This is a genomic window from Aeromonas veronii bv. veronii (assembly GCF_000820225.1).
GTDB classification, from domain to species: domain Bacteria; phylum Pseudomonadota; class Gammaproteobacteria; order Enterobacterales; family Aeromonadaceae; genus Aeromonas; species Aeromonas veronii.
Genome location: NZ_CDDK01000002.1, coordinates 66,299 through 90,777, shown reverse-complemented (window position 1 = coordinate 90,777; position 24,479 = coordinate 66,299). Strand labels below are relative to the sequence as shown.

The following is a 24,479-nucleotide window of genomic DNA, read 5'->3' as shown; positions in this document are numbered from 1 at the left end:
TTACTCCCCGGTCGTCTGCTGTTTCTTGGCCGATTTGGCCTTGCCCTGATAGAGGCGCTGTACCGCGCCGGCATCGAGGGCGCTACCACTGCCGTCATAACGGGCACCACGAGCCCAGTGCTCGCCATGGCTTTGAGCACGATATTGATTGCGCAGCACCAGACAGGCGCTGGCAGGGGCTGACGCCCCGCCTCTGGCATAACGGCAGCTATCCGGCTGCAAGGTGACATCGAGTTGCACCTGATAGTCACCTTGCCCGGTCGGGGTGAAGATGAGCCGGGTATCAAGCGCCAGCCACTGAGCCAGCTGCTGGCGCAGCGCCTCCGGCGTTGGCGCATTGCTTGCTGGCTGCGGCCCGCGGATCTGCAGCGTGACGGTGCCCGCCTCCAGCCGATTGGCCAAAGGGGCCAATTGCCATTGCAACTGCTGTTGCAACTGCGATGGGGCAACCCGGAATTGCAACTGATCCTTGAGAGGGGCAGCCGGAGGTGGGGTGGTACAAGCCAGTAACGGCAACGTCATGACCAGCAACAGCGTCTCTTTCAACATGGTCATCCTCCTCAGTAGCTGTAGCCATAGTTGCCGAACAGGCGGGTTGTCTGCGCCGCCGGCGATTGGGTTGACCCCATGTCGGTGAAGAACAGTCGCTCGAAGCGACTCGGAGCCCGGTAGTGATCCAGCGGCGTCGACAGGGAAAGGGGATCGCTGGTGGGCTGCACCAGACGGGCGGTGGCGATGATCACCAGCTCGCTCTCCTGATTTTTGAAGCTGTTGCTGCCAAAGAAGGGGGCCAGCCCGGGGATCTCTCCCAGGAAGGGCAGCGCTTCGTTATTCTGGTTGCGATGGCTGCGCACCAAACCTGCCAGCGCAAAGCTCTGGCCGTCAGCCAGCTCGATGGTGGTGGTGGTACGACGCGTCTCGATACCCGGTACCACGACCCCGGCAATGGTGACGCTGTTCTCCCGGCTCAGGGTCGATACTTCCGGGGAGACCGTCAGGCTGATGCGATTGTTGTCCAGCAGGGTCGGCGTCAGCTCCAGCGAGATGCCGAACTTCTTGAACTCAATCTCGGGCCCGTTATCCCCGTTGCCAACCGGAAAGGGGAACTCACCGCCGGACATAAAGGTCGCCGCCTCTCCCGATTTGGCCGTCAGGTTGGGCTCGGCCAGTACATTGACCAGGCTGTTTTCCACCAGCGCATCGATGATGGCGTTGATGTAGACCACATCTTTCTTGCCGGTCCAGCTGCCTCGCTCCAGCGGCTTCGGGAAACGGTTACCCGGCGAGACCCCCAACTGCAGATACTCCCCCATCGCGCTCCAGCGCAGCCCCAGCTGTTCACTGGTAGTACGCTGCATCTCGACGATGCGCACCGATATGTTGATTTGATCCGATCCGGCCAGTCGCAGCTGGTTGATGACATTGGCGTACTGACCGCTGCCCCCACCGGCGACTGCTGCACCTTCATCCTGATTACCCGCCTGAGGCGAAGGGGCCATCACCGTACTCTGGGCGACGGATTGCGGTTGCAGTCCCTTGGCAAAGCCTTCCACCATGCTGAGGATTTCATGCGCCTGCAGCGGGCTGGTCACCTCTCCTGCCACTACGATGGCACCGCCCGACTCGCTAAAGGTGAGCCGACTCTGGGGGAAATGCTGACGGGCCAGCTGTTCCAGCGGTGCGAGGTCAGCGACGACGGTTACCCGATAGTGACCCAGGGTTCGGCCATCGAGGGCGGTCACCACCAGATCGGTGTGGCCCACCTTGCGGCCATAGATCAGCAACTGCTGATCAGAGGGGCTGTGCACTCTGACCAACTCCGAATTAGCAACAAAGGCATCCAGCACAGGTTCATCAAAATTGAGCAGAGTGGATTGCTCGGGAGTGAGCGTCAGGCTCTCGGCGGCTGCGGCCCAGAGCGGCAGCATGGCGAGCAATATGGCAAATGTTCGCAACATCATTTCCTTTCTGTGTTGATTAGGGTTGACGGGTTCGGTCGTTGCCGTCGCCATAACTGATCTTGACCCCATGACCTGGAATAGCTCTCGGGTTCTGGCCGCGAGCGACCTGTTCAGCCCATATCAGACTCCCCTCCGGCAGCGCCATCGCAGGGCTGCCCGCCGGTGCGCTCTGTGCCGAACGCAGTACCAGAGCCAGCTCTCCCAAGCGATGTGCCAGCAACAAGCGTGCTGCCGCCCGAGGGGGCAACTCGAAGGTCACGGCGACCTGGTCGAAGTTATCCTGTGCCGCAGGATTGCCGTTGAGCGCGGCGATATCGGTCACCTGGGCGTCGATGGCCAGCAGTTTGATATCGGTCAGAATGATCTCGGCCGACTGATTGCTGGTTACCTCTGCCCCTTGGGCATTGTGCTGACGCGCATGCTTGCTGGTGAGGATCACATCCACCCGGTTACCGGGCCGGATCAGGCCGTGGCTGGCCGCCTCCCTCCCCAACGCCAGCGTCACCGCTCGCATGCCCGGCGCCATCATGGCGGAGAGATAGTGGCTCTGCTCGGGACGAACCAGATCATCGGCAGAGACTATCTGGCCCGCCTCCAGCGTGCGGGTCACCAGACTCCCCTTGAGGGCCTTGGTATCGGTAAAACCAAACAGAAAGAGACCCGGCAGGTTCCTCTCTTCGGCTTCGGGAAGGGCTTGCCAGCGCAGATCTTCGGGATGGATGAAAGAACCGGCCTGCACCCGATGGGCGGCAACCAGCACTTGGGCCACCCGATCCGGCGCCAACGATTCTGCTGGCGGATCCCGTGGGGATGCACCGCTCTGCGGCGCAGGTTCAGCTGGCCACAAGGTAGCCAGCATCGCCGCCAGCACCAGCAGTGCAGCGATAAGCAAAAAGAGTTTCTTCATAAGGTGTGACTACATAAATAGAGGTGTGGTCAGAGCTGCCGCCCAGAGGATGGCAACCCCATAAGGCACAGTAGTTGGATTGGGTGAAGGGCGCAGGCGGCTATGGATCAAACACACCAGGCTGAGCAGGCCACCGGAGAACGCCATCAACAGCAATAATTCGGGCCATTGCTCGCCTGCCCCATAGAGGCAGACCGCCAGCAATTTGCTGTCACCGGCGCCACACCAGCCTCGGTGATAGGCAACCAGCCCCAGCAGCAAGGTCAGTATGGCCAACACCAGTGACAGCGGATTGAACGGCAACAACCAGCCAACCCAGAGGGCCAGTACCAGCACCGCAAGATTGGGGATCCGCCGTTCGAACAAATCACTGACCAGACACCAGCAGACCATCAATGTGGCGAGCCATTGCCCCCACGCCATCACTTGCCAGCCGCGTCCATATTCAACCCGGCAACAATGGCGGTGAACTTCTCTTTCAACGCCGTGATGAAGATCCCGTCCGAGCCAAATATGGCCAGGATCCCGGCCGCCAACCCGGCAGCCAGGATGCCGTATTCAATGGCTGTGGCACCGCTTTCATCCTTCAGGTAGTCACGAAGGTAATCCCAAACTCGCATCGTCATTTTTTGTCCCTGTTTTTTATGCCTGAAATTAAACAACGACAAGATGATATTGAGATCACAAACGAGAATCAATATCATTATCGTAAAATGAAATAATTCGCAGAGTGAATTTGCAAATCTAACGAAGTTAACAGCAAAAGCATCTGCAATTAGTTTCATCTACGCGCTAAAAACCGGACTTGGCAGATTAATAATCTAAAAAACAATAACGGAGTCGAACGTGTTCAGGACAACGAAACCACTGCTATTGCTCCTTTGCTGCGCCACATTGCTGGCATGCAAGGCAGAGCTGGGCAGCCCCGAGCAGGCGGGAAATAACACAAGCAACAGCGGGGGAAGCGGTAGCAACCAGCAACCCACCACACCGGATAGCGGAAGTGGCAACAACCCGGGCACTGCGGGAGGTACTGCCAGCGGAGGAAGCGCCAGCAGTAGCAGCGGAGGGAGCTCAGGTAGCGGCTCGGGAACAACGTCACCAGACCAATCGGGCCAACCAACAACGGAGACGACACAGCCCGCTCCACCCACTTCGCTGGATCTGGCCGGCGCACTGCCGCTGACTCACGAACAGGGTGGGCAATTTGATATTCAGCTCTGTGCCGACAAGGTCTGCGTCACCCAGAGCGCTCAGGCTGATGGCAGTTTCGGCTTCAAACTGAAATTGAGCCAATGGCCACAAGACAAGGCGCTGCGCCTTGTCGCCAGCCACCGTCAGAACAGCGGGCTATCCCTCAGCAGTGAATTGCCTGCGCTGACACAACTGCTCAAACGGGATCAAAACGGGGATGGCATCATCACCGAGCAAGAGAGCCCTCGCCTGCACCTCTCCCCCATGCCGCTGGCATATCAGAGCATCATGGCAGCGCTGCAAAAGCAGGAGGGAAAACAGGATGTCTCTGGCCAGCTCTTCAGTGACCCTCATCTCAATCACCGTTTTGCCCGAGATCTCACCGCCTTGCTGCAGTTGACCCTGAACGGCGATACGCCAAACCCGGCTCAGCAGCTCGGTGAGTTGGCAACTGCACTGGTCAGCCAACAACAGTCCAACCCGACATCCACCCTGCTTGAACACCTGACGACACTGGCCACCAGCCAAGGCACAACATTACCTGACGACGCCGAAGCCCGGCTGAACGATGCCCTCGCTGCCATGGAGAAACTGGATACCCGCACAGCGACCTACCAGCTGCTCACCACCTTCTACCCACAGCGCAAACTGACCTTGCTGGGACAATACCCCTCTCGTCTGAGCGAAGCATCGGTATCGGTAGAGATCGGTGCCAAACCCAACCACGATGGGCTCAATGCCCACTATTTCAAACCCGAACGCCCCATTCGGCCACAACGGCTTGCGGTAATGGCCCAGAGTGGTCGGATGCAAGAGTCTCTTCCCATCAAGCAGGGCAACCAGTACAGCATCACTCTCACGCTTGCTGACCTCAACAACAGCTTCGCCAGTTGCAAACCGGGCAGCAGCGAGACCAGTGATGATCTGATGGAAGACACCCTGACCCTGGTGGTACAGGATGCCAAGAGTGAGGTGGAACTGCGCTCGGTGCTCGGCTCTTTCTGCGAGCTGGTCAAGCGCGATGAAAATCGCGATGGCATGCTCGGTGCCAACGAATATCCGCGCCTCAATGTGGGCTATACCACCACGGCGCAGTGGGCTCTGCTGCTCAAAACCACACTCAGTGCCGGCATGGGCTCTTTCCTGGACTGGCAAGCCTGGACCCTGGCGGAGCTGGATCAAAAACTCAAGACACTACCGAGGCATCAGGTTGAGCTACTGGCAGCCATGGTTGCCCTGCAGGTCGAAGGGGAGCTCTGGCAGCAACCTGTCAACCTGATCGAGGGCACTGATTTTCGCCAGCAACTGCTGAGCTGGCTGGAGATCAACATGGCCAATGAATATTCAACCGTGTCCCGCAACAATCAGATACCGGACCTGTTCAAACTGGAAACCACCATCGCCGAAAATAGCGGGCTGGGCCCCCTGTTGAATGCCAATCCAGACAAGAACATCTCCCACATCATCAAGGCGGCGGCCGGTCTGATCCGCAACTCGGAAAGCGATGCTCTTCTCTATCCCGGAACCAGCACAGCGGGTAGCTGGCTCACCCCCTACCCCAACAGCCCCATATCCCCTGTCTGTCAGCGCGAGGTGTTGTCAGATCAAGTGATCGGCCTTGCTATTCTGGGTCAGGGCCGTGATCAGGATGGCAGCCACTGGGTCACACTCGGCTGGCAACCCCAGGAGGGAGTGAGTCAGTATCGAATTGGCTGGGGGAAAACCCCGTTTGAACATATTGAAAACGCCGAACAGCAAGACATCAGCCAGCTGACTCGCATCACCCTCAAGGGTCTCCCTCACTATCAGGACTACCAGATAAGAGTGATGAGCGAGGGTGGCACCATCAGTGCCCCACTGACCTACCGAGCCGGGCAGTTGCATGTGGCCGATACCCGTATCACCCACAGCATGGGGCTAGATGATGGCAAGCGTGGCCGGGACTTGGATAGCCGCTGCGATCCCTTGAGTGGACAAGCGGTCAACAGCAATCTGGATGGAGTGCTCGGCGCTCGCTACATCAAGCTGGACAACCGGGGAGACCCCCTGCCACGCCAGGATCTCTCCTACAAACAGATGCCGTTTGCCTGCGTGGCCGACGCCCTGAGTGGGCTGGTGTGGGAGACCAAGGTACAACACAAGGATGGCGAATCTTCCCTGCACGATGACAAAAGCCTGTTTGCCTATGACGATATCCAGAGCAACAACGCCTTCAACGGCAGCTGCTATGACCCGCAAAGTGGTGCTCTGGCTAGTGACCGCAGCCGCTGCAACCTGAAACGCCAGATAAGCCAAGTCAACCAGAGCAAGCTATGCGGCCTCTCCAACTGGCGCGCCCCCAGCCAGCAGGAATTCTACGGCATCATGACCCTGACCCGGGATAACCCCATTGCCCTCGACACCCGCTACTTCCCATTCAATTCAGGACTATCTGTCACTTATGGTCAGTGGAACGCGGTAGAGACGATCTTCTACGGCTTCTGGACCTCGGATGTGATGCCGGTCAGTCGCCCCATCGGCACCTGGGAGAAAGATGACGGCGGACCAGATGCTTACCAGGTTCGCCCAACTACCCAGCTACGTGGCAGCATTGCCCGCCAGTATCAACCCCACCACGTCATGCTGGTGAGCGATGGCTTCAAGGTCACAGGAGAATAAAATGCACCACTATCTCTTCCCTCTGTTACTAACTGCCGCCCTGTTGCCAGTAGCAAGCCTGGCCCGTGTATGTCTGCCTGGCTATCAGGACGATGATACCCGTTTCGTTAGCGAACTGATCGACACGGCCGAAGGCAAGCTGCAGGTGGTCAACGACAGAGCCACCGGTCTGCAGTGGCTCTACTGCCCCTACGGCCAACAAGTCAGTGATAATGGCTCTGGCTGTGAAGGCATGCCTGAGGTGATCAACAGCAGAGCAAACCCGAGTGACAACCCCTTGATGACCATCATCATGCAGGCCAACGACCGGCTGAACACCCCTGCACACCCTTGGCGGGCCCCAGACATCAAGGAGCTGTTTACCCTCTACAACCCTCAGTGCCAACCTGGTACCTACAGCGCAGTGGGCTTTCCAGACCCTCAGCTGGCCGCAGATACTGAAACCCTCAAACAGCGTGCGTGTGAAGCCAGATATGATCCGGTGACCCATAAGTATATTAAGCCGACCGAAGAGCAGACACAGGCTTGCAACAAGCTCACCGAGCAAAGCAATGCCTTAACCATGCTCCAGTTTATTTCAGACAGTTCCTCCGGAGATGGATACAACTACCTTCAGTTCGAACCATCACATGAAGTGTTTAATGAAGGCGGTTACAGCGCACCTATGCTTAGGCTCGTCAGGCCAATCCCTAACCACAGTGAATGATGCCATGCTGGCCAAAGGGGGTTAACTCCCTTTGGCTATTTTTGCCTTGGCTTTTTACTTCCGCCAAGGGAGTAGGTATGATTCGGCCAGCGTAAAAAGACTTGAATGGATGATCTGAACTCGATATGCGGATGAAACACCTGATTGCCGCGGCTTTGACCGCCCTCACCCTCTCCGGTTGCAGCCTGGTCTATCGTATCGATATTCCCCAGGGCAACTATGTGGAACAAAAACAGGTCGACAAACTGCGCCAGGGGATGACCCGCGAGCAGGTCAGCTATGTGCTGGGGACCCCCATGCTGCGCGACGGCTTTGACCCCAACACTTGGTATTACCTCTATGAATTCCAGCCAGGCCACGGCGACAAGGAACGCAAAGAACTCACCGTCACCTTTGCCAATGACAGGCTGACCACAGTGACGGGTGACTTCCCGCTGCCAGCAGCTTTCAATACCCCGCTCTGATATCCCGCAAAACCGGCCTCGCGCCGGTTTTGTTTTATCCAGCCTCCGCACTATCTATCTTGCCCGTTATCCTGTCAGGGGATGTCGTGTCATCTCCTACCATTGCAGCTGCCCGCAAATTGCCTGATGCTGATGAACAGCCACCATGGCATCAACATTATCGAACGACACAGGGAGAATCCCCATGAGCCGGATCCTGATTGCCGGAGCCAGCGGCCTGATCGGTCGCGAACTGGTGCAGCAACTGCCTGCCGAACATGAACTGACCCTGCTCTGTCGCAAGCCGGGCAAGGAGGCGCACCACTGGCTGCCGGTCAATTTTGATGATCTGGCCAGCGTCACCCTCTTCCGCCCGGTCGATATCGCTTTCTGTGCCCTCGGTACCACCCGCAAGGAGGCGGGCTCTGCCGAGGCGTTTCGCCGGGTCGATCTCGACTATGTGGTCGCCTTTGCCGAACTGGCCCGCCGCCACGGCTGTCAACGGCTCATCGTGGTCTCAAGCATGGGAGCCAGCACATCGTCCCCGGCGCTCTATCCGCGTACCAAGGGGGAGATGGAGCAGGCCCTGCTGGCCCAATCCTGGCCACGGCTCGCCATCGTGCGGCCCGCCATGCTGCTCGGGGATCGCCAGCCACCGCGCCTCTCCGAGCAGATCTTTCAGACCATCTACCCGCTGTTTCGGCCACTGCTGGTGGGCAAGCTCGCCCGCTGGCGCGCCATCGAGGCCCGTCAGGTGGCTCGCGCCATGATCGCCCTCTCGAAACTGCCCGCCGGGTGCGAAATTGTCGAAAACGAGCAACTGCTGGCTCTCTGAGCCCGCTCTTCCCCACTACTTACGCACAGTGCTGCAAAAACAGCAGGGCAAGCCAATTGGCTTGCCCTTTGTTTATCTATTGGCGAGGTACCCTGACCGCCTCTTGCCATCACAGGCTGCGCTCGGCAGTCAGGGCAACCGCCATCAACCGCGAATATGGTCGATAAAGGCGTCGATCTGCTCGCGGGTGCAGGCAGGATTCATAAAGACCGCCTTCTCCCCTGCGATGTAGGAGTATTTGCCCCGTGCGTCATAGTCGGAATGGGCCACCGCCTCCACCCAGTTGGTGTAGAGCCCCACCTTGCCGCGCCCCTTGAACAGGCTGCGGTGATAGTCGGTATTGCGCTGCAGTCGCGCCTTGTAGGCAGGGTCGCTTGAGCGGGCCAGCTCGAAGGCGAACTCGGCTTCCGGATCGCTCACCCACTCGGGGTTGTAGATCTTGAAGCCGACGCTCGGCCCCTGATTCTCCTGCGCCACCAGCTTGACGTTGCCAAGCTGGCTCAGGCGATAGCGGAAGTAGTTGGCATTTTGCAGGCAGTGGGCCAGCACGGTGCGATATCCCTCGATCCCCATGTAGTTGAGCGCCGCATAGGCACCGAACAGACCGCTCGCGCCGCGGGAGCACTCGATGGTGGATTGCAGGTGGGTCTGGCCCTGAATGTCCCGCTCGAAGTAGGAGAAGTTCTCCGGGTCATTCTCCATCGCCTTGAGGTCATCCTGCTCCTTGATCATCACCAGACTGGAGGTGTAGGGCACATAGCCCCACTTCTGGAAGTCGACGGTGAAGGAGTCGGCATATTTGAGCTCGGCAAAGCGCGCCACGTTGCGCTCGATCCCCGCCAGAGTCGCGCTGTTGATGGCGAGCGGGTTGGCGGCAAAGTCGTAGCCCAGGAAGAAGATCATCGACCAGCCGATGGCGGCATCGACGTGGATATGGGGCTTGACCGCCACCTCGAACTGCTCGCAGAGGCGATTGCGCAGCTCGAACACGGGTTTCACCTGATCCACACCGAAGGTGTCGGTGGTGCCCATGGTGAGCATGATGGTGGGCACCACGTGTTTGAGGGCAAAACAGGCGGTCAGGGTGCGCTCGAGGTGGTCGAGATCGATGTCGTTGTTCTCGCCGACCTGAATGCGGATGGTCTTGTTCTCGATGTCGACCCCGAGCAGGGAGAGGTTGGTGATGTTGGAGTAATGCCCCCCCTGGGAGTTGATGATGCGGTAATCCTGATAGTGACCGAGCCCCTTGTGCTTGGCCTCCGGCAAGGTTTTGCGAATGCCGAGCAGGTAGCCGTAGAGGTTACAGAAGGTTCCCCCCTGGGTGAAGATGCCGGTGGCCCGCTCGGGGTCATAGCCTGCCAGCAGCGCAATCTGGCGCACCACCTTCTTCTCCAGCTCCTCGGCCACTCCGGCATATTCGGAGTAAACCAGATTGGGGTTGGCCAGAATGCCCAGCTGGGCGCCGTAGATGGCGGGATCTGCCGACATGGTAATGACGTTCTCGACGCTGGAGGGGTTCTCCCAATCCTTCGACAGCGCGGCGGCAAACAGCAGCTCGGCCATGGGCTCGCCCGGGGTACGCATGGTGGCGGGCACCGGCATGGTCTCGCAGAGATCGGCCAGGCGGGCGCGGCCATCAGGCCAGGCATTCAAACGGGCATCCGGCGCCAGACCACGGGCCCGAAATTCGTTGAGGGTGGCAAATCCGGGTTCGCGAAAAACGGGCCAGAGATCGGGATTGCGCGAGAAAAAGTTGGCTTTGACTGTGGCGAAACGGGCGGAGAAATCGGGATGGACGGCATTGACGCTTTCGTCTTGCAGATAAACTAAGTCACTCATTTTTATACCATTAGTACAGCAAATGTGCGGCCGTTATACCCCTGAGACAGCGGGGCCGACAGTGACAATATCTAATGGTCTACCCTACTTTTTGTCATGTATCAGTCATCACAAGGGCTGGCAAAAAGGCGCCTTTGAGGCGCCTCTTTATATTTCGTGATCTTGCTCCCATCCAGGCTGACAGAGTCCTTACTACCAGACCGCCATCAGCACAGCGCCCCCTCAACGCAGGGAGGCCAACAGCCACTCGGCAAACTCCGCCAGCTCGCTCTGCTGCTGCGGGAAGGCCGCCAACCAGGGCTGCAGACGCGCGGCGACAGCGTCCGGTCGATAGCCGCAACCCGCCAGTTCGGCCACCAGCAGATCAAACGGGGCCGGCTCCAGAGTATCGCTAAAGAGCTGTGCCCGGGTGATGACCCCCTTCTCCACATCAAAGTGCAACTCCACCCCGCCCCAGCTGAACCGCTCCTCCAGCAGATGGCTGAACGCCGGGGCATGACCATAGTTCCACTCCCAGCTGCGCTGACGGGCGAAGGTCTCGGCAAAGCCCGGCAGAGCCGGCATCTGCTCCGGGGAGATATGCTCGGGCTCAACTCGCGCGCCGTAATGGTGGAAGAAGGCCTCCTGCAGCGCCTCGCTCATCTGTCGATGGTCGATCCCCGGCTGCAGTTCGCACAGATTGGCCACCCGGCTGCGCACCGAGGTGATCCCCTTTGCCGCCAGCTTCTTGGGGTCGGGGTTGAGGTAGTTGGCAAGGCGGCCGAGATCGGCATCCAGCAGCAGGGTGCCGTGGTGGAACCCGCGATCCAGAGTCTCCCGATAGGCCGACCCCGATACCTTGCGCTCCCCGTCCGGGGTCGCCACTAGCAGATCGTTGCGACCGGAGGCAAACGCCTCGATCCCCAATCGCTTGAGCCCGTCCAGCACGATGGCGGTGGAGACGCTCTTGTCATACTCCGGCTTGCCCGCCATGAAGGTGAAGCAGCTGTTGCCAAGGTCGTGGAACACGGCGCCGCCACCGCTGCTGCGACGCGCCAGGGTGACCCCTTCCTCTTCCATGTGGCGGGTATTGCACTCCTTCCACGGGTTCTGGGCTCGGCCGATCACCACGGTATTGGCATTGCGCCAGAGGAACAGCACCCGCTGGCCGGGGTCCATCTGGCGGAAGATGCACTCCTCAACGGCCAGATTGAACAGGGGATCGTGAGAGTCGGAGACAAGCAGACGCAAGCGGGACATAAAAAGACCTTATCCGGAACTGGGGACAGCATGATAACACTGACGGGGTACCATCACTGAGCCGTTGCACATTAACCGGTGCGCAGCAGCCACGACACATTTGCGTCACACCTGACCGCCCCATAAAAGTATCTATTGATATAACGACACAGCTTGACGTGCAACCACGGAAAAAATGCAGTCAAGCCACAATGACAACGATAAAAACGGGAAAAAGTGGCTAGAATGCGACCACTTCGATAGGCCATATGACTCTCTTATTGGTCACATAACTTGCAAAAAAACGGCATGTATCCATCCCGTGTGATGAACGACACAAAAATGACTTCCCAACCCCCCTATACCCCATTGCAAACGCCTTTTCTCCCCTTGCAGGTGACACAAAATTGCTTGAATCTAGCCTAGACACCGCTCCCGAGAGAAACGTTGTATGACGGAGAACGCAGCCCCCCGCCAGCCCCTCAGCTGGTTTATGCCAATGCTGGTCGGTATGGTCATCGCGACCCTGACCTCTCCCCCGGTGCGAGCCGGCGAGCAGGTCATCGTCCAGTTGCCGTGGCAACACCAGTTCCAGTTTGCCGGTTACTACGCTGCCATCGCCAAAGGGTTTTATCGGGAGGCCGGTCTGCATGTCACACTGCGCGAAGCGGACTCCCGCACCGATGTGGTCAGCGAGGTGATCTCGGGAAAGGCCCAGTTTGGCATCAGCGGCAGTGATCTGCTGCTGGATCGGGCTGCCGGTCGTCCGGTGGTGGTGCTCGCCGCCCTGCTGCAGCACTCGCCGCTGGTTCTGCTCACGCTGGATCGGCCAGATATTCGCAACCCGGCCGATCTGGCCAACAAGCGACTGATGCTGGAGCCGGGCTCCAACGAGCTGCTGACCTACCTTTCCCACCATACCAGCAGCCGCGACTGGGTCACCCTTCCCTACAAACAGGGGATAGAGGCACTGCTGGCGGGCAAGGTGGATGCCATCAGCGCCTACAGCACTACCGAGCCCTTCTATCTGCAACAAAAAGGGATCCCCTATCGGGTCTTCAGTCCGCGCACCATCGACTTCGACTTCTACGGCGACAACCTGTTTACCTCCGAGCGGGAGCTGATCACCCGACAGGATCGGGTCTACGCCTTCCAGCAGGCCAGCCTCAAGGGGTGGCGCTATGCGATGGACCACCCCGAAGAGATGATCAACCTCATCATGGAGCAGTACCCGACCGGGGCTGGCCGTGAACAGCTGGAGTTCGAGGCTCGCGAAACCAGAGAGCTGATGCAGCCGGATTTGATTGAACCCGGCTACATGCAGCAGGAGCGCTGGCTGCAGATCGCCAAAACCTATCTGGAGGCGGGCATGCTCACGGTATTGCCCAACCTCGACCGCTTTATCTACGACCCGGCGCAGGAGCGGCTGCGCCAGCAACGGCAACTATTCGACAAGAGCGTGGCGGTGGCCATGCTCATCACCTTTACCCTGATGACCCTGCTCGGCATCTTCTTGCACCTCTATCTGCGCCTGCGCCAGGAGGCGCGAGATCGCCAGCGGCTGACCCGTGAACTGGCCCAGAGCGAGCAGCACTATCGCTTCGTAGCGGAGAACAGCGCCGATGTGATCTGGACCATGGATGCCGCCAGCTTGCGCTTTCGCTACGTCAGTCCGGCCATCACTCCTCTGAGCGGCTACGAGGCCCCAGAGCTGTTTGCCCTGCCCCTCAAACAGCTGCTACCGGATGCCTCAAGGCAGCTGCTGCGCGAGGAGATCTCCGCCACTCTGGAGGCTTGGCAGCGGGGGGAACATGACCAGACCCGCCGGGTCATTCGCACCCAGCTGCGCCACAAGGATGGCCATCTGGTGGCGACCGAGACCATCACCACCCTCCATGGCAACCACAATGCCCAGCCGGAGGCGATCCTCGGGGTCACCCGGGATATCACCGAGCGGGCAGCGCGGGAGGAGATGATGCGCCGCCTCGCCTTCTACGACCCCCTCACCGGGCTGCCCAATCGCCGCTTGCTGCAGCAACGGCTCAAGGAGCTGATGGAGCAGGAGACGCCCCGTCCGCTGGCATTGATGTTTATCGATCTCGATCACTTCAAGCCGATCAACGACACCTTCGGCCATGAGACCGGGGATATTCTGCTCAATATGGTGGCCGAGCGGATGAGCCACTGCGTGCGCAAACAGGATCTGGTGGCACGGCTGGGGGGCGACGAGTTCGTTATCTTGCTGCCGGATAGTGGCGACGAAGTGCTGGCGGTGGCCGACAAGCTGCACCAGCAGCTGCGCCATCCGTTCCAGCTGGAGGGGCAGGAGCTGCTCATCTCCAGCAGTATCGGGCTGGCGCTCTATCCCGAGCACGGGGAAGATGCCAAGACCCTGATGCACCACGCCGATCAGGCCATGTATCAGGCGAAGAATCGCGGCCGCGGCCGGGTCTGCCTCTATACCGAAGGCCTTGATCCCGAGCAGGGCGCCCTGCTGTGGCAACCCGGCCACGAGTGCGGTCACCCGCGCATCGATGCCGAGCATCGCCAGCTCTTCGTATTGACCAACCGGCTGCTGGAGCGGATGAAAGATCAGCACGAGGCTCCGGCCCCGTTTCTGGAGAGTCTGGAGAGCCTGTTCGACATGGCCCGCCATCACTTCGCCTTTGAAGAGCAGATGCTGGCGGAGATCGACTATCAGGAACTCGTCAGCCACCGTCAGGATCACCAGCGACTGCTCAACAAGGCGAGCCAGCTGCTGCACGCCGCCAAAGCGGGGACACTGGGCAACGACGAGTTGCTCAACTTCATCATTCAGGAGCTGGTAGTCGGCCACATGAGTCAGGCGGATCGCCGCTACTTCCCCCTGTTCAGATCTGAGCGCAACGCGCCGGTTGCGGAGGTGGTCGCCTAGTCCCCCTCTGCTCAGACCCGAGCGCAACGAGCCTCTTGCGAAAGGGGCGACCTAGTCACCGCGCAGGGCAACCACGGGATCGAGACGCACTGCCCGCAGCGCAGGAGCGACCCCGGCCAGCAGACCGACCAGGGCGCTGCAACCGAGCGCCAGCAGCAGATAGAGAGGATGGAGGGTAAGCGGCAAGCCGGCCGCCAGCAGGGTGAGCAGCAGCTTGAGCCCGCCGAGCAGGGCCAGCCCCATGGCTCCGCCCAGCAGCGCCAGCACCACGGCTTCGAGCAGGAACAGCAATAGAATGCGCCGCCGTGGGCAGCCCAGCGCCATCAGCAAGCCCACTTCGGGGATCCGCTCCTGCTGGGCGATGCTCATGATGCTGAAGATGCCGACCGCCCCGATCAGCAGCGAGATAATGCCGAGCCCGCCAACCGCCAGCTTGATGATGGAGAGTATCTTGTCGAGGCTGGTCAGCATGTCCTGCTGGGAGGTGAGGGTAAAATCCTCGGCGCCGTGGCGGGCGATCAGCAGCCGCCTGATCTGGGCGGTGATCTCGGCCTCCGCCTGCCCGGCGCGATAGATGACGTCGATCTCCTGCAGCCCCTCCTTGTTGAACAGCGCCTGAGCGTGAGCAGCGGGCAGATAGATCATGTCGTCCAGATCAAAGCCGAGAAATTGCCCTTTGGGAGCCAGCACCCCGGCCACCCGAAAACGGCGATCACCGGCCCGCAGCAAACTGCCCGGCGCATCGCCACCGGGAAACAGCTCAGCCGCCACCTTGGCCCCCAGCACCGCATAGGCGCGGGGCATGGCACTGTCATCCGCAGGCAGAAAACGCCCCTGCACCAGGGTGAGGCACCAGCCGGAGAGCGCCGCCGGACCTGTGCCCAGAATGGCGGTGCTGCGGGTCAATCCGCGGCTGCGCACCTCCCCCTGCCCCTGCACCACAGGGAGCGCCGCCTCTACCCCTGCCAATCTTGCGAGGGCATCGGCATCCTCCAGCAGCAGGGGGCGACTGCTGGAGAGGATGCCGGGCGGGCCGCCGGCGGTTTCGGTCTTGCCCGGGGTCACGGCGATCAGCCGGGTGCCAAATTGGGAGAAGCTGTCGAGCAGATAGAGCCTGAGCCCCTCGCCGATGCCGGTGAGCAGGGTCACCGAGGCGATCCCGATGGCAATGCCCAGCGCCGACAGCAGGCTGCGACTGCGCCCTGCCAGCAAGGCGCGCCAGAGCCAGAACAGCAGATCGGCGGCGCGCATCAGCCACCGCTCCACTGCCCGCTGCGCAGGCTGCTGACCGGATCTTGCCGTGCCGCCCGGGAGGCGGGCAGCCAGCTAAAAAACAGCCCGGTCAGCAGGGCCGCCGGTATGGTGCAGAAAGTAGCGAGCAGAGGGACCGCCGCCGGAAATCCGGGCCAAATCACTCCGGCGAGGGCAACAAGGGCATAGCCCAAGACCGTGCCAAACAGCGCGCCACTGCCGCTCAGCAACAGCGCCTCCCACAAAAACAGCTGGCGGATCTGGCGACTGTCGGCCCCCAGCGCCTTGAGCAGGCCGATCTCGCCGGTACGCTGGCGGGTGCTGATCAGCGCCAGATTCATCATCATGATGCCGGAGACCAGCAGGCTGATGGCGCCGATGCCGGCAACCGCCAGGGTGAGGGTCGAGAGAATGGTGGAGAAGGTAGCCAGCATGGCGTCACGGCGCACCACGGTCACATCGAGCACCCCGTGGCGCGCCTGCATCAACTGCTCCAGTCGCTTGACCAGCGGGGGCACGGCTTGCCCCGCCAGCGGCTGGATCAGCAGCCGAAACAGCCCCTCGGTATTGAACAGCCGCATGGCGCTACCGACCGGGATCAGCGCGGCCTCGGCCATATCCATCCCCAGATTGCTGCTCTGGCTGGTGAAGACCCCCACAACCCGAAAGCGGCGATTGTCAAAACGCAGCCACTGGCCGACCGGATCGACCTGACCGAACAACTCACGGGCCACCTTGGCCCCGAGCAGGACGGCCGGTCGATCCTCTGCGGCATCCCCCGGCAGCCAGCGGCCGGAGAGCAGCGTCAGCCCGTGGGTATCACGCAGCCCGTTGCTGCTGCCAAGCAGCATGGTCTGACGCAACCGCGCCCCCTGTTTGGCCTCGGCAAAGCCCATCACCAGCGGCACCAGCCGCACGTTTGGCTGGTGCTGGCCAAGGTAGTGCATGTCATCGAGAGTGATCTGCCGCAGACTGTTGCCGGTGACCGGCGGCAGCCCGCCGGTGGTCTCCTTGCGGCCCGGGAACATCACCAGCAGATCCTTGCCAAGGGAACTGAACTGGTCGGCCACATAGCGCCTCGCCCCCTCCCCCAGCGCGGTGAGCAGCAGCACAGAGGTGACGCTCAAACTCACCGCCAGGATCAAGACCAGCGCCCGTGAACGCTGACGCAATAACGCCACGGCGGCAAAGCGGATCACATCGGGCCGCCGCATTCAGCCCCCGCCGCTATTAGTGCTATCAATGCTGTCGGTGCTGATGCGGCCATCGTTCATCAGGATCCGCCTGCCCGCCCGATCACCGAGGCGCGGGTCGTGGGTTACCACCACCAGCGTGATTCCCTGCTCCTGGTTGAGCCCCTCAAGCAGGGTAATCACCTCCTCCCCGGAGCGGGAGTCGAGATTGCCGGTGGGCTCGTCGGCCAGGATCAGCCGCGGCGCCATTGCCATGGCCCGGGCGATGGCTACCCGCTGACGCTGACCGCCGGAGAGCTCGGCGGGGCGGTGCCCGGCCCGGTTCTCCAGCCCCAGCTCCCCCAGCAACTGCTGGCTTCGGCGATGGCGCTCGGCGGGGGCGATCCCGCACAACATCAGCGGCAGCTCGACGTTTTCACGGGCGGTGAGGCGGGAGATAAGGTGAAACGACTGGAACACGAAGCCGATGCGATGGCCGCGCAGCTGGGCCAGCGCCGGCTCTGACAGAGTGGCGGTATCCTCCCCTCCCAGCCAGTAACGCCCCTCATCGGGCCGATCCAGCAGCCCCAGCACATTGAGCAGGGTCGATTTGCCGGAGCCCGAGGGGCCCATCACCGCCAGATACTCCCCCTCGGCAACCCGCAGGGAAACGCGGTCGAGGGCAGCCACTTCGCTCCCCCCCAGAGTGAAACGACGGCTGACTGCATCAAGGCGAATGAGATCACTCATCCGTCTGCTCCGTAGCGGCGCTGAAAGGGCCCTCCCCGACAATCTGTCCGGGCTGGGCTGCCAGCCGATCACCGGCAGCGAGCCCCTCGGCCACCTCAATCCAGTTCCAGTTCTCCACCCCCCAACGGGGCACCACCCGCACCAGCGTATCCCCTTCCAGCCGCAACACGCTGCCATCGTCGGCCCGGCTGCTGGCCGCTACCCGCAGCACATCGGTGGCGCGGGTCACCTCGACTTCAAGGTCGGCGCTGTAGCCGATAAGCAGGGGGACATCGGTGGGCAGGGCAGTGAGCGCCGCCTCCACCTCCACGGTGCGGGCCTGTTTCTCCAACTCCTTAACATAGGGGGCGATACGGGTGACGGTGGCGGCAAAATCGCGCCCGGGCATGGCATCGAGCAGTACCCGGGCAGACTGGCCCACCTTGAGGCGGGCAGCATCCACCTCATCGATGGGGGCTGAAACATAGAGACAGCGATCGTCGATGAGATCGATCACCGGAGGCATGGTTACTCCGGGCGGTGAGGGGGTCATATATTCACCCAACTTGCTGTTGACCTCAGCCACCACGCCAGCAAACGGCGCCTGCAGGCGGCGCTCGCTCAAGCGGGCCTCCACCTGGGCAACCTGCGCCTCATCGACCCGCTCCTGCTGACGGGATGCCTGACAGACATAGCGGCGGGTATCGGCCAGATTCTGGGCCTGCTCGGCGAGGGTGCGAGAGGTGAGGTTTTTGGCCAGCAAGGTGGCCAGCCGGTTGGCCTCCCGCTCGTAGTAGGCCGCCTCGCTGCAACGCTCCTCGCGCTGGGTCTTGCCAAGGGCCTGCTGGGCACGGGCCCGGGCAAGATCAGCGTGAATATCGTCACTCCAGAGGGTCAGCAGCAGATCTCCCCGGGCTACCCGCTCCCCGGCCTTGACGGCGATCTGCTCCACCACTCCGCCACCGGGTAGACTGAGTCCGGCCCGCTGACACGACTTGATGGTGCCAGCCCGGGTATTGACCACGGTGACCAGCACATCCCCCCGCCCGACCTCTGCCAGTCTGATCGGCGTCGGCTGCGGTCGCCACCACCATGCCACAGCAGCCACCGCCACCACGGCGCTACTTACCCACCACAACCAACCTCTCTTCATCGCGCATCCTTTCGCTAGTGACTCCCGTCATGTGCTTCGGGAGAGCAGGGCATAATAGAGCAAGGGTATCACCACCAGGGTGAGCAAAGTGGAGACCAAGATCCCGAAAATCAGGCTGATGGCCAGTCCGTTGAAGATGGGATCATCGAGGATAAACAGGGCTCCGATCATCGCCGCCAACGCCGTCAGCATGATGGGTTTGGCCCGCACCTGCGCCGCTTCGATCACCGCCTGCTCGAACGCCACCCCGGCGCTGCGCTGCTGCTCGATAAAGTCCACCAGCAGGATGCTGTTGCGTACGATGATCCCGGCCAGGGCGATCATCCCGATCATCGAGGTGGCGGTAAACTGGGCTCCCAGCAGGGCGTGGCCCGGCATCACCCCTATGATGGTGAGCGGAATGGGAGCCATGATGATGAGCGGCACCAGATAGGAGCGGAACTGGGCCACCACCAGCAGATAGATGAGGATCATCCCCACCCCGTAGGCGATGCCCATATCGCGGAAGGTCTCGTAGGTGATCTTCCACTCACCGTCCCACAACAGCGCCACCTCCCCCAGCTTGTCGGGCTGCTGCACGTAATATTGGGGCAAATCGATGTCGGCACCGGCGGCAAACATGCCGTAGAGCGGGCTGTCGGTGTGGCCACCCATGTCGGCTACCACCATCACCATGGGCTGCATGTTCTTGTGCATGATATAGCTGGGGGCCACCTCATCACGGCGACTCACCAGCTCGGAGACCCGCACCAACTGGCCGCTCTGGCTGCGCACCTTGAGGGCCAGTACGCCCGCCAGATCCCGTTTGTCACCGGGAGCCAGTTCGATGCGGATCGGCACCGGATACTTGGCGCCGTGACCCTGCAGCCAGCTGGCATCCTGATAACCCACCCCACCATTGAGGGTGTTCACCAGATCCCCGAGATCGACCCCGAGCAGGGCCGCCTTGCTGCGATCCACCACCAGCCGCCACTTGGGCTGCGAGTCGGTCAGATAGATATCCACGTCCACCAGATCCGCCGTGGCCACAAAACGGGCCTGTACGGCGCGAGCGGCCGCTTCGCGGGCGGCCTGAGTCGGGCCATAGATCTCGGCAACGATGGGGGACCAGACCGGCGGGCCGGGGGGCACCTCAACGACTTTCAGGTTGCCCCCTGCCGCACTGGCGATGGCCTGCAGCGGCTCCCGAACCGACTGGGCAATCTGGTGACTGCTGCGATCCCGTTCATGCTTGTCCACCAGATTGACCTGAATATCCCCCACGTTGGCGCCGCTGCGGATAAAGTAGTGGCGCACCAGCCCGTTGAAATTGATGGGGGCTGCGGTGCCGGCGTAGATCTGGTAATCCTTCACCTCAGGCACTTTGGCAAGCTCTCGCCCGACCGCCAGCAGGGTGCGCTCGGTCTGCTCTAGGGTGGCTCCCTCCGGCATATCGAGCACCAGCTGAAATTCCGACTTGTTATCAAAGGGGAGCATCTTGAGCACCACCCACTGCACCACCGGCATGGCGGTAGCCGCCCCGACCAGCAGCAACACCGCCAGCCAGAGCTTGCGTCTGGCGCGCTTGGCGCCATCACCGATCAGAAAAGGGGTCATCAGCCGGTGAAAAAGACCCGCCTTGGCTTCACCGTGGGCACCGTGCACCTCACCCTTGAGTAAATGGCTCGCCAGCCAGGGGGAGAAGATAAAAGCCACCAGCAGGGAGATGAGCATCCCCATGCTGGCATTGATGGGGATGGGGCTCATGTAGGGGCCCATCAGACCGCTGACAAAGGCCATCGGCAGCAGGGCCGCGATGACGGTCAGGGTCGCCAGTATGGTCGGCCCCCCCACCTCATCCACCGCCCCCGGAATCAGATCCTTGAGCGCCCCCTTGCCCAAACCGCGATGGCGGTGGATGTTCTCCACCACGACTATGGCGTCATCCACCAGAATGCCGATGGAGAAGATCAGCGCAAACAGCGACACCCGGTTGAGGGTAAAGCCCCAGGCCCAGCTGGCAAACAGGGTCAGCGCCAGGGTGATGACGATGGCAACGCCAACTACCAGCGCCTCGCGCCAACCCATGCTCACCAGTACCAGCAGCACCACCGCCGTGGTGGCAAAAATGAGCTTGCCTATCAGGGTGTTGGATTTGGTCTCGGCGGTGACGCCGTAGTCACGGGTCACCGTCACCTCGACGCCAGCCGGGATCAGTCGGTTCTGCAAACTCTCGACCCGCGCCTCCACCCGCTTGGCCACATCGACCGCGTTCTGGCCTGGCTGCTTGCCGATGGCCAGGGTCACCGCTGGATAGCTGCGATCCCCCAGCCCCATCCAGCTGCGCTTGGTCGGAGTCTCCTGACCCAGAGAGACCCTGGCCACATCCCCCAGATAGACCGGCTTGCCGTCGTGCAGCCCCACCACCAGTTCTCTAGCCTCCTGCTCACTTTGCAGGAACTGCCCCACCTGCACCTTGATCTCACTGTTGTCTTGCTCGATGGCCTGTGTGGTGCCCACCTGATTGGCGGCCGCAAGGCGCTGACTCAGCTCGCCCCAGCTGATGCCGTGGGCGCTGAGGGCCGCCGGATCCGGCATCACCCGCAACACGGCGCTCTGGCTGCCCAGCGTGTAAATATCGCGGGTACCGGGAATGCGCTTGAGTTCGGTCTCCAGCTCATGGGCGACCCGGGTCAACTCGGGAGCCCCCAGTTGCTTGCTCCCCTCTTTGCTCCAATCTTTGCTCCATAAGGTCAAACTGACGATGGGGACATCATCGATCCCCCGGGGTTTTACCAGTGGCTGACCGACCCCGATCCCCTGTGGCAGCCAATCGCGGTTGGACTCGAGCTGGTTGTTGAGATCGACGATGGCCTGCTCGCGGCTCACCCCTACCTTGAACACCACCACCAGCAGGGCGCCATCGGGTTGGGAAAAAGAGTAGAGGGTATCAATGCCCTTTATCTGGGAGACCACCTGCTCGGCAGGGGTGGTAACGAGAGAGGCCACTTCAGCCGGGCTGGCTCCCGGGAAGGGAATATAGACATCGGCGAAGGTGACATCGATCTGCGGCTCCTCCTCCTTGGGGGTCACCAGCACTGCAAACAGACCGAGCAACAGCCCCAACAGCGCCAGCAGCGGCGTGATGGCCGAGCCCTGAAACAGCGCAGCCAGCCGACCGGCAGGCCCCAGCCTCTCCTTGTTGCCGTTCAGCTCGCTACTCATGGGCCACCTCCTGCTGCTGCGCCCAGGCATCGGGGGCCAACTTGTCACCGACTTGCAGGCCGGCCAGGATCTCGCACTGTCCCTCGACGCAATGGCCGACCCGCACCGGCGTCAGGGCCCAGCCAGCGGGCTGCTGCAGATAGACGCCATTGAACTCCCCTTGCCGCAGCAGGGCGCGATCCGGCACCTGCAACACCTGACGTTCACCCTGCTTGAGCTGCACCTTGAGCCACATGCCGGGCAATACCCCGGCGGTTTGCGGCGGCAAGTCGAGGCGCAACCTGAAGGCGTGGCTCTGGCTGTCGGCATAGTTGAAGCGGGTCAATTTGACCGGGGTAACAGACTTGCCATCCGGCAGCAGCACCTGCACATCCGCAGGCTCACGAGCCAGCGTCAGGGCGGATTGGGGCAACTCCACCTCCACCCGCAAGGTGTCGAGAGAGAAGCCGGAGAGCAGCGGGGTACCGGGGGCGACAGTCTCCCCCAGCTCTACCAGCCTCTTGGTCACTACCCCGGCATAGGGAGCCAGAATGCGGGTATAACCGTAGGCCTCGCGGGCTTGAGTGAGAGCCGCATCGGCAGCATTCACCTCGGCACGGGCGGAGCGATCCGTCGCCTGGGCATTATCGAGCTGGGCGCGGGTGATCACCCCCTTGGCAATCAGCGCCTGAAAGCGGGCGAGCTGGCGCTCGGCTTCCACTTGCTGAGCCTGCGCCCGGGCCAGCCGCGCCTCGGCACCCGTGACGGCGGCAAACTGCTCTTTGCCGCTGATCTCCAGCAGCGGCTGCCCCGCCTGCACCTGATCGTTCACATCCACCAGCATGCGGGAGACCCGGCCGCTGGTCTGGGCCGCCACCGTCCCCTGATTGATGGCACTGACGGTGCCATCCAGCGTCAGCCAGTCGGTCACCGGCTGTGGCACCACTGTCAACAAGGGCTCTGGCTCCCCGTCCGCGGCAAAGGCCCGGGGGGATGTCATGGCCTGCGATGTCATCACCAACAAGGTGATCCCCAGCAACCGGATCTTTTCCATCATTACTCTCCTTCCCTGGCGTAATCTGTCACTTCACGGGATCAGGCGGTATGGGACTGGCGCACCTTATCCACTCCCCGAACTGGCGCCTTGGTCAGCACCCTGGCCAGCCCTGTGTCAAACAGCAAGATCCCGGCCACCATGGCCGCTATAAACAACATTATCATGGGCTGGCCGCTGGAAATGAGACTCAAGGCAGGCCCCGGGCAGATACCCACCAATCCCCAGCCGATGCCAAACAGCGCGGCCCCACCGATCAGACGACGATCCAGCCGAGGGGCCGGTACGGCAGCGATGGGCTCCCCCAGTACACTTTGGCGACGGGGTTTCACCAGCAGAAAATAACCCGGCATAAAGACCAGCAGAGCGCCCCCCATCACGAAGGCGAGGCTGGGATCCCAGGCCCCAGCCAGATCGAGAAAACCGGTGACCCGGGCGGGATCCACCATGCCGGAGATGGCCATCCCCAGTCCGAACAACACACCCGCAAACAAACTTGTCAGCAACTTCATGGCGATCAGCCCCTTACAGCAGATGATGAGTGACGAAGACGGTGATAAGGCCAGCGGCCATAAAGGTCAGGGTGGCGACGATGGAGCGCAGGGAGAGCCGCCCCATACCACAGATGCCGTGACCGCTGGTGCAGCCATTGCCAAGACGGGTACCGATGCCGACCAGCAGACCGGCCAGCAGCACCACCGGCCAACCAGGCAAGGTGGTGAATGCGGGCATACTGGCCCAACCCAGAGTCAGCGCCAACCAGGCGCCCGCCCCCAGCCCCAGCAGAAACAGCACCCGCCAGGGCGCACGGTGTTGCAGCGCGCCGGCCAGAATGCCGCTGATCCCGGCAACCCGGCCGTTGAACAACATCAGGATCAGGGCCGACAGCCCCGCCAGCATGCCGCCGCCCAAAGAGAGCAGCCATTGGCTTTCCATCATCAAGATTCCTTATTTTCTGAGTGACAAAAATGGGTTTGCAGCGCTCCCAACACATCGGCGGCCGCCTCGCTCACCAGCGAGTAGTAGATCTGCTGGGAGACCTTGCGCGAACGAATCAAGCCGTAGCGCTTCAATACCGAAAGTTGCTGAGAGAAGGCCGACTGCCCGAGTTGGCTATGGGCCAGCAGCTCCCCGACCCCCTTCTCCCCCTCCACCAGCTGGCAGAGCACCATCAGGCGTTCGGGATGAGCCAACGCCTTGAGCAGGGAGGCGGCGGCTGTCGCATGTCTGTTCATCTCGTCGAATTGGCTCATAAGAGTAAA

21 protein-coding genes are annotated in these 24,479 nt (G+C 61.5%); 5 read left to right on the top strand and 16 right to left on the bottom strand.

Going from position 1 to position 24,479, the window contains the following annotated elements; genetic code table 11:
- Genes BN1139_RS00380 through BN1139_RS21700 form a run of 5 tightly spaced genes read right to left on the bottom strand, consistent with a single transcriptional unit; the run spans position 1 to position 3,653 of the window.
- Positions 1-549, bottom strand: a complete 549-nt coding sequence (locus BN1139_RS00380; protein ID WP_005350409.1) for a hypothetical protein — start codon at positions 547-549, stop codon at positions 1-3.
- 11 nt (positions 550-560) lie between these two features.
- Positions 561-1,958: a type II and III secretion system protein family protein gene (locus BN1139_RS00375; protein WP_005350408.1), complete on the bottom strand. Its 1,398-nt coding sequence runs from the start codon at positions 1,956-1,958 to the stop codon at positions 561-563.
- A gap of 19 nt (positions 1,959-1,977) precedes the next feature.
- Positions 1,978-2,868: a Flp pilus assembly protein CpaB gene (gene cpaB, locus BN1139_RS00370; RefSeq protein WP_005350407.1), complete on the bottom strand. Its 891-nt coding sequence runs from the start codon at positions 2,866-2,868 to the stop codon at positions 1,978-1,980.
- 9 nt (positions 2,869-2,877) lie between these two features.
- Positions 2,878-3,291 carry a prepilin peptidase gene (locus tag BN1139_RS00365; protein ID WP_005350405.1) on the bottom strand — a complete coding sequence of 138 codons (414 nt, stop codon included), beginning with the start codon at positions 3,289-3,291 and terminating at the stop codon, positions 2,878-2,880.
- The gene (locus BN1139_RS21700; RefSeq protein ID WP_232297606.1) at positions 3,291-3,653 is read right to left on the bottom strand and encodes a Flp family type IVb pilin; all 363 of its coding nucleotides are present in this window, start codon (positions 3,651-3,653) and stop codon (positions 3,291-3,293) included. Before BN1139_RS21700 ends, BN1139_RS00365 begins: the two co-directional genes overlap by 1 nt.
- Before the next feature lie 61 nt (positions 3,654-3,714).
- Here BN1139_RS21700 and BN1139_RS00355 point away from each other — a divergent pair, with 61 nt between their 5' ends.
- The 4 genes from BN1139_RS00355 to BN1139_RS00340 all read left to right on the top strand — a co-directional run bounded on the left by BN1139_RS00355 (position 3,715) and on the right by BN1139_RS00340 (position 8,704).
- The gene (locus BN1139_RS00355; protein WP_041979882.1) at positions 3,715-6,720 is read left to right on the top strand and encodes a DUF1566 domain-containing protein; all 3,006 of its coding nucleotides are present in this window, start codon (positions 3,715-3,717) and stop codon (positions 6,718-6,720) included.
- A gap of 1 nt (position 6,721) precedes the next feature.
- Positions 6,722-7,426 carry an Lcl C-terminal domain-containing protein gene (locus BN1139_RS00350; protein ID WP_005350397.1) on the top strand — a complete coding sequence of 235 codons (705 nt, stop codon included), beginning with the start codon at positions 6,722-6,724 and terminating at the stop codon, positions 7,424-7,426.
- A 125-nt stretch (positions 7,427-7,551) separates the two neighbouring features.
- Positions 7,552-7,890, top strand: coding sequence for an outer membrane protein assembly factor BamE (bamE, locus tag BN1139_RS00345; RefSeq protein WP_005337980.1), 339 nt, complete (start codon positions 7,552-7,554; stop codon positions 7,888-7,890).
- Between the two features lie 184 nt (positions 7,891-8,074).
- Positions 8,075-8,704, top strand: coding sequence for an NAD(P)H-binding protein (locus tag BN1139_RS00340; protein WP_005350394.1), 630 nt, complete (start codon positions 8,075-8,077; stop codon positions 8,702-8,704).
- 144 nt (positions 8,705-8,848) lie between these two features.
- Here the strand turns inward: BN1139_RS00340 and BN1139_RS00335 are convergent, their stop codons facing one another.
- Both BN1139_RS00335 and BN1139_RS00330 read right to left on the bottom strand, forming a co-directional pair.
- Positions 8,849-10,543 (bottom strand): pyridoxal phosphate-dependent decarboxylase family protein, encoded by a 1,695-nt coding sequence (locus BN1139_RS00335; RefSeq protein WP_005350392.1) that lies wholly within the window; start codon positions 10,541-10,543, stop codon positions 8,849-8,851.
- Between the two features lie 222 nt (positions 10,544-10,765).
- Complete coding sequence (locus BN1139_RS00330) at positions 10,766-11,782, bottom strand: lipoate--protein ligase (RefSeq protein WP_005350390.1); 1,017 nt, start codon at positions 11,780-11,782, stop codon at positions 10,766-10,768.
- A gap of 430 nt (positions 11,783-12,212) precedes the next feature.
- Here BN1139_RS00330 and BN1139_RS00325 point away from each other — a divergent pair, with 430 nt between their 5' ends.
- Positions 12,213-14,675, top strand: a complete 2,463-nt coding sequence (locus BN1139_RS00325; RefSeq protein WP_005350384.1) for a diguanylate cyclase domain-containing protein — start codon at positions 12,213-12,215, stop codon at positions 14,673-14,675.
- A 51-nt stretch (positions 14,676-14,726) separates the two neighbouring features.
- Here the strand turns inward: BN1139_RS00325 and BN1139_RS00320 are convergent, their stop codons facing one another.
- From BN1139_RS00320 to BN1139_RS00280, 9 genes are read right to left on the bottom strand one after another with little or no spacing between them, the layout of a single operon-like run.
- Positions 14,727-15,926, bottom strand: coding sequence for an ABC transporter permease (locus tag BN1139_RS00320; protein ID WP_005350382.1), 1,200 nt, complete (start codon positions 15,924-15,926; stop codon positions 14,727-14,729).
- Positions 15,926-17,140: an ABC transporter permease gene (locus BN1139_RS00315; RefSeq protein ID WP_005350379.1), complete on the bottom strand. Its 1,215-nt coding sequence runs from the start codon at positions 17,138-17,140 to the stop codon at positions 15,926-15,928. Before BN1139_RS00315 ends, BN1139_RS00320 begins: the two co-directional genes overlap by 1 nt.
- Positions 17,141-17,848: an ABC transporter ATP-binding protein gene (locus BN1139_RS00310; protein ID WP_005350376.1), complete on the bottom strand. Its 708-nt coding sequence runs from the start codon at positions 17,846-17,848 to the stop codon at positions 17,141-17,143.
- On the bottom strand, positions 17,841-18,980 hold the full coding sequence (locus tag BN1139_RS00305; RefSeq protein WP_005350357.1) for an efflux RND transporter periplasmic adaptor subunit: 1,140 nt from the start codon (positions 18,978-18,980) through the stop codon (positions 17,841-17,843). Before BN1139_RS00305 ends, BN1139_RS00310 begins: the two co-directional genes overlap by 8 nt.
- 27 nt (positions 18,981-19,007) lie before the next feature.
- Positions 19,008-22,184: an efflux RND transporter permease subunit gene (locus tag BN1139_RS00300; RefSeq protein ID WP_005350353.1), complete on the bottom strand. Its 3,177-nt coding sequence runs from the start codon at positions 22,182-22,184 to the stop codon at positions 19,008-19,010.
- A complete protein-coding gene (locus BN1139_RS00295; protein WP_005350351.1) occupies positions 22,177-23,217 on the bottom strand; it encodes an efflux RND transporter periplasmic adaptor subunit in 1,041 nt (346 codons plus the stop codon). Before BN1139_RS00295 ends, BN1139_RS00300 begins: the two co-directional genes overlap by 8 nt.
- A gap of 41 nt (positions 23,218-23,258) precedes the next feature.
- Positions 23,259-23,729 (bottom strand): YeeE/YedE family protein, encoded by a 471-nt coding sequence (locus BN1139_RS00290; RefSeq protein WP_005350349.1) that lies wholly within the window; start codon positions 23,727-23,729, stop codon positions 23,259-23,261.
- Between the two features lie 13 nt (positions 23,730-23,742).
- Complete coding sequence (locus BN1139_RS00285; protein ID WP_013723960.1) at positions 23,743-24,156, bottom strand: YeeE/YedE family protein; 414 nt, start codon at positions 24,154-24,156, stop codon at positions 23,743-23,745.
- Positions 24,156-24,470: an ArsR/SmtB family transcription factor gene (locus BN1139_RS00280; RefSeq protein WP_005338008.1), complete on the bottom strand. Its 315-nt coding sequence runs from the start codon at positions 24,468-24,470 to the stop codon at positions 24,156-24,158. The genes BN1139_RS00285 and BN1139_RS00280 overlap by 1 nt, the downstream gene beginning before the upstream one ends.
- Positions 24,471-24,479 lie beyond the last annotated feature (9 nt).